4 protein-coding genes and 1 pseudogene are annotated in these 4,374 nt (G+C 62.9%); all 5 read left to right on the top strand.

The genetic code is table 11. The annotated features are described in order from the left end of the window. Window positions 1-52 precede the first annotated feature (52 nt). Window positions 53-853: a Sec-independent protein translocase protein TatB gene (gene tatB, locus EN994_RS19775; protein WP_063168118.1), complete on the top strand. Its 801-nt coding sequence runs from the start codon at window positions 53-55 to the stop codon at window positions 851-853. Further along, entirely contained in the window at window positions 850-1,716 is an 867-nt protein-coding gene (gene tatC, locus EN994_RS19770) for a twin-arginine translocase subunit TatC (protein ID WP_013531297.1), read from the top strand. Before tatB ends, tatC begins: the two co-directional genes overlap by 4 nt. A gap of 345 nt (window positions 1,717-2,061) precedes the next feature. Further along, window positions 2,062-3,366 carry a serine--tRNA ligase gene (gene serS / locus EN994_RS19765; RefSeq protein WP_063168117.1) on the top strand — a complete coding sequence of 435 codons (1,305 nt, stop codon included), beginning with the start codon at window positions 2,062-2,064 and terminating at the stop codon, window positions 3,364-3,366. Beyond that, window positions 3,366-4,124, top strand: a complete 759-nt coding sequence (surE, locus tag EN994_RS19760) for a 5'/3'-nucleotidase SurE (RefSeq protein ID WP_024503850.1) — start codon at window positions 3,366-3,368, stop codon at window positions 4,122-4,124. The genes serS and surE overlap by 1 nt, the downstream gene beginning before the upstream one ends. Continuing rightward, window positions 4,121-4,374, top strand: a pseudogene (gene pcm, locus EN994_RS19755) (protein-L-isoaspartate O-methyltransferase); the annotation flags it as partial. The gene surE and the pseudogene pcm, both read left to right, overlap by 4 nt.

The raw sequence follows: 4,374 nt of genomic DNA, 5'->3' as shown, positions 1-4,374 counted from the left end.
GGAAAAGGCCAGCAAGAGCTGAGCCCAAAGGTTCTAGTCGGAACAGAGTGTCATGTTTGAAGTCGGCTGGACCGAAATGCTGGTCATCGCGATCGTCATGATCGTGGTCGTCGGGCCCAAGGATTTGCCCAATATGCTGCGCACCTTCGGCCGCACGACGGCGAAGCTGCGCGCCATGGCATCCGATTTCCAGAAACAGTTCAACGAGGCGCTGAAGGAAGCCGAGCTCGACGACGTCAAGAAGTCCGTCGACGAGCTCAGGGGCATGAGCCCGATGGCCGAGATCAGGAAGCAGCTCAATCCGTTCGAACAGGCCGCGGCCGACGTTCGCTCCGGCGTCGACGCGGCGATGAAGCCGAAGCCGGCAGCCGATCCGGCAACGCCAGCCGCTTCGACCCCGCAGGCGGCCGAGCCGCTGAAGAACGGTGCAACGACCATGCCCGGCGTCAACGGACCGGAAGCAGCGCCGGCAGCGCCGATTTTCCCGGCGATGACCGACGAATCGGTGGTGACGTCATCAGTGCCGACGACACCCGTCGTGGCGCCGAAGGCGTCCACGGCGAAGAAGGCAGCCAAGCCTGCACCGTCAAGGGCGACGCCGGCTATAAAGGCTTCGGCAAATGGCGCTAAAGCTCCTGCAAAAACGGTCACCGCTAAGGCCACGCCTGCGCCCAAGGTGCCAGCGAAGCCGGTGACGGCGGCAATGCCTGAAACGCCCAGGGCCAAGACGCCCGCTGCGGCCAAGGTGATCGCGTCCAAGACCGTAGCGACCAAGACGGGGGCGAAAATCGAACCGAAACCTGCTGCGGCCAAGAAGCCGGCGGCCAAGAAGACGGCTGGAGCCGCCAAGTGAGCGTTTCGGACACCGAAAAGGACGAGATCGAGAAATCGTCGGCGCCGCTGATGGAGCATCTGATCGAGCTGCGCCGGCGGCTGATCTGGTCGCTGGGCGGTTTCTTCGTTGCCTTCCTGGTCTGTTTCTTCTTCGCCAAGAAGCTGTTCAACCTTCTGGTCGTCCCGTTCAAATGGGCGACGCAGTGGGCAGGCCTCGATCCGCACAAGGTCGAGCTGATCTACACGGCGCCGCAGGAATTCTTCTTCACGCAGGTCAAGCTCGCCATGTTCGGCGGCATGGTGATCGCCTTTCCGCTGATCGCCACGCAGATCTACAAATTCATCGCGCCCGGCCTCTACAAGAACGAGCGCAACGCCTTCCTGCCGTTCCTGATCGCGTCGCCAATCCTGTTCCTGATGGGTGCGTCGCTGGTCTATTTCTTCTTCACGCCGATGGTGATGTGGTTCTTCCTCGCCATGCAGCAGGCCGGCACCGACGATCAGGTGCAGATTTCACTGCTGCCAAAGGTGTCGGAATATCTCAGCCTGATCATGACGCTGATCTTCTCCTTCGGCCTGGTGTTCCAACTGCCGGTGGTGACCAGCCTGATGACACGCGTCGGCATGCTGTCGTCCAAGGGGCTGGCCGAGAAGCGCAAATGGGCGATCGTCATCGCCTTCGTCGTCGCGGCGGTGCTGACGCCGCCCGATCCGATGAGCCAGATCGGCCTCGCCATTCCGACCATCCTTCTCTACGAGGTCTCCATCTGGGCTGCCCGGCTGATCGAGCGCGATCAGGAAAAGCAGCGCGTGGCACGCGAGAAGCAGGACGCGGCGGAAGAGGTCGCCGAGAAGAAGCCGGCGGACGCGTCCTCCACCTGAACGGCGCCGCCGCGTCTGGCCAGTCTCGATAGGAATTTTTTCTTGACCTGGTGAGGGCAGCTATGCTATGATTCTCGGTATGGTGCTGACTTGCGCCAGCGACCCGCCGTAGAGGCGGGTTTTTTATTTCAGGCTCTCCCCCGCCTTCAGCCGAAAGCGCGTCAAAGCGTGATCGCATGCTTGCGTTCCCCATGCCCCATCTTGCATCGATCGAGGATGCGGTTTACGCCCTCTGGCTGAAACGCATCGCACTGAAAGCGATGCGTTTCAGTTTTGTTTGAAGCATGTCGTTGTCCCAAACCGCTGCGCACTTTGGGCGACATGCTACCCCGGAGCGTTCAAACCATGCTTGACATCAAATGGATTCGCGACAACCCGAAGGCCCTTGTCGAGGCGCTGGTGAAGCGCTCGTGGTCGGCTGACGAGGCGCAGTCCACGGTCGGCGGGCTGATCGCCTCGGACGAGGCGCGGCGCGAACACGTTACCGAGCTACAGACCAAGCAGGAGCGCCGCAATGCCGCGTCGAAAGAGATCGGCAACGCCATGCGTTCGGGCGATGCTGCCCTGGCCGAGACGCTGAAAGCCGAAGTCGGCGAGATCAAGGTCTTCATCCAGAACGGCGAGGCGCGCGAACGCGAGCTGGACAAGGCGCTGAACGATGCGTTGGCGGTGCTGCCCAACGTGCCGTTCGACGACGTGCCTGTCGGCAAGGACGAGCACGACAATGTCGTCAAGCACATCGTCGGCAAGGTGCCGACGCGGCCGAACTGGGTGAAGGAGCATTTCGAGATCGGCGAAGCGCTCGGCATGATGGATTTCGAGCGCGCGGCAAAGCTGTCAGGCTCGCGCTTCACCGTGCTGAAAAGCGGGCTGGCGCGGATGGAACGCGCGCTCGGCCAGTTCATGCTCGATTTGCACACGACCGAGCATGGCTACGAGGAAGTCATTCCGCCGCTGATGGTCAAGGACGATGTTTTGTTCGGCACCAACCAATTGCCGAAGTTCGAGGAAGATCTGTTCTTTACGCCGCACGGGGAGGGCAGGCTTGGCCTGATTCCCACCGCCGAGGTCCCACTCACCAACCTTGTGCGTGAGGAAATCACCGCGCATGAAAAACTGCCGCTGCGCTACACCGCGCTGACACCGTGCTTCCGTTCGGAAGCGGGCTCGGCCGGGCGCGACACGCGCGGCATGCTGCGCCAGCATCAGTTCTACAAGGTCGAGCTGGTGTCGATCACCGATCAGGAATCGTCACTTGCCGAGCATGAGCGGATGACGCAATGCGCCGAGGAAGTGCTGAAGCGGCTCGGCCTGCCGTTCCGCACCATGACGCTGTGCACCGGCGACATGGGTTTTGGCGCACGCAAGACCTATGACATCGAGGTCTGGCTGCCCGGCCAGAACGCCTATCGCGAGATCTCGTCCTGCTCGGTGTGCGGCGATTTCCAGGCACGCCGCATGGACGCCCGCTACAAGGACAGGGACGGCAAGGGCAACCGCTTCGTCCACACGCTCAACGGCTCGGGCACAGCCGTTGGTCGCGCGCTCATCGCCGTCATCGAAAACTACCAGAACGAGGATGGCAGCGTAACCATTCCTGAAGTGCTGCGGCCTTACATGGGCGGTCTGGAAAAGATCGAAGCGAAATAATGCGTATCCTCCTGACCAATGACGACGGCATTCATGCCGAGGGCCTGGCGTCGCTCGAACGCGTCGCACGTACGCTGTCCGACGATGTCTGGGTGGTGGCGCCCGAGCAGGACCAGTCCGGCTATGCGCATTCGCTGTCGATCTCGGAGCCGCTGCGGCTGCGCAAGATTGGCGAGAAGCATTTTGCCGTGCGCGGCACGCCGACCGATTGCGTCATCATGGGCGTCAAGAAGATCCTGCCTGGCGCACCCGACCTGATCCTGTCCGGCATCAATTCGGGCGCCAACATCGCCGACGATGTCACCTATTCCGGCACCGTCGCCGGCGCCATGGAGGGCGCGCTGCTCGGCATTCGCTCGATCGCGCTCAGCCAGGGGTACAGCTATGTCGGCGAAGATCGCGTCGTGCCCTACGAGACGACGGAGGCGCTGGCGCCGGCGCTGCTGAAGAAACTTGTCGCGACGCCATTGCCGGACGGCGTGCTGCTCAACGTCAATTTTCCCAACTGCACGCCCGAGGAAGTCGCAGGCACGGTGGTCACCTCGCAGGGCAAGCTCGTGCACTCCCTGTGGGTCGACGAGCGCCGTGACGGGCGCGGCCTGCCTTACTACTGGTTGCGTTTCGGCCGCGAGCCGGTCGAAGGCAAGCAAGGCACCGACCTCTACGCCTTGCGCAACCGGCTGGTGTCGGTGACGCCGCTGCAGCTCGACCTTACCGCCCATGAAATCCGTGACCAACTGAGCAAGGCGCTCGCATGAACCAGGGCCTCCCGATCGACGACCGCGAAGGTTTTGCCGCCTTTCTGCTGCGTCTGCGCGGCCGGGGGACTGTGCCGAAGGCGCTGATCGCGGCCTTCGAGGCGACGCCGCGGCGCGGCTTCCTGGCGGCCCAGTTCCATCAGATCGCCTGGTCGGACCGCATGCTGCCGATCGAATGCGGCGAGGCGATCGAAGGCGCCGACATGCAGGCGGCGGTGATCGCCGCACTCACCATCGAGCAGGGCAACCG

The organism is Mesorhizobium sp. M7A.F.Ca.CA.002.09.1.1 (genome assembly GCF_003998555.1).
Lineage (GTDB): Bacteria > Pseudomonadota > Alphaproteobacteria > Rhizobiales > Rhizobiaceae > Mesorhizobium > Mesorhizobium ciceri.
This window is presented reverse-complemented; position numbering and strand designations above follow the sequence as displayed.

Excerpts from the sequence above, each read along its gene's own strand:
- tatB (WP_063168118.1), top strand. The coding sequence starts at position 53 with ATGTTTGAAGTCGGCTGGACCGAAATGCTGGTCATCGCGATCGTCATG.
- serS (WP_063168117.1), top strand. The coding sequence starts at position 2,062 with ATGCTTGACATCAAATGGATTCGCGACAACCCGAAGGCCCTTGTCGAG.
- surE (WP_024503850.1), top strand. The coding sequence starts at position 3,366 with ATGCGTATCCTCCTGACCAATGACGACGGCATTCATGCCGAGGGCCTG.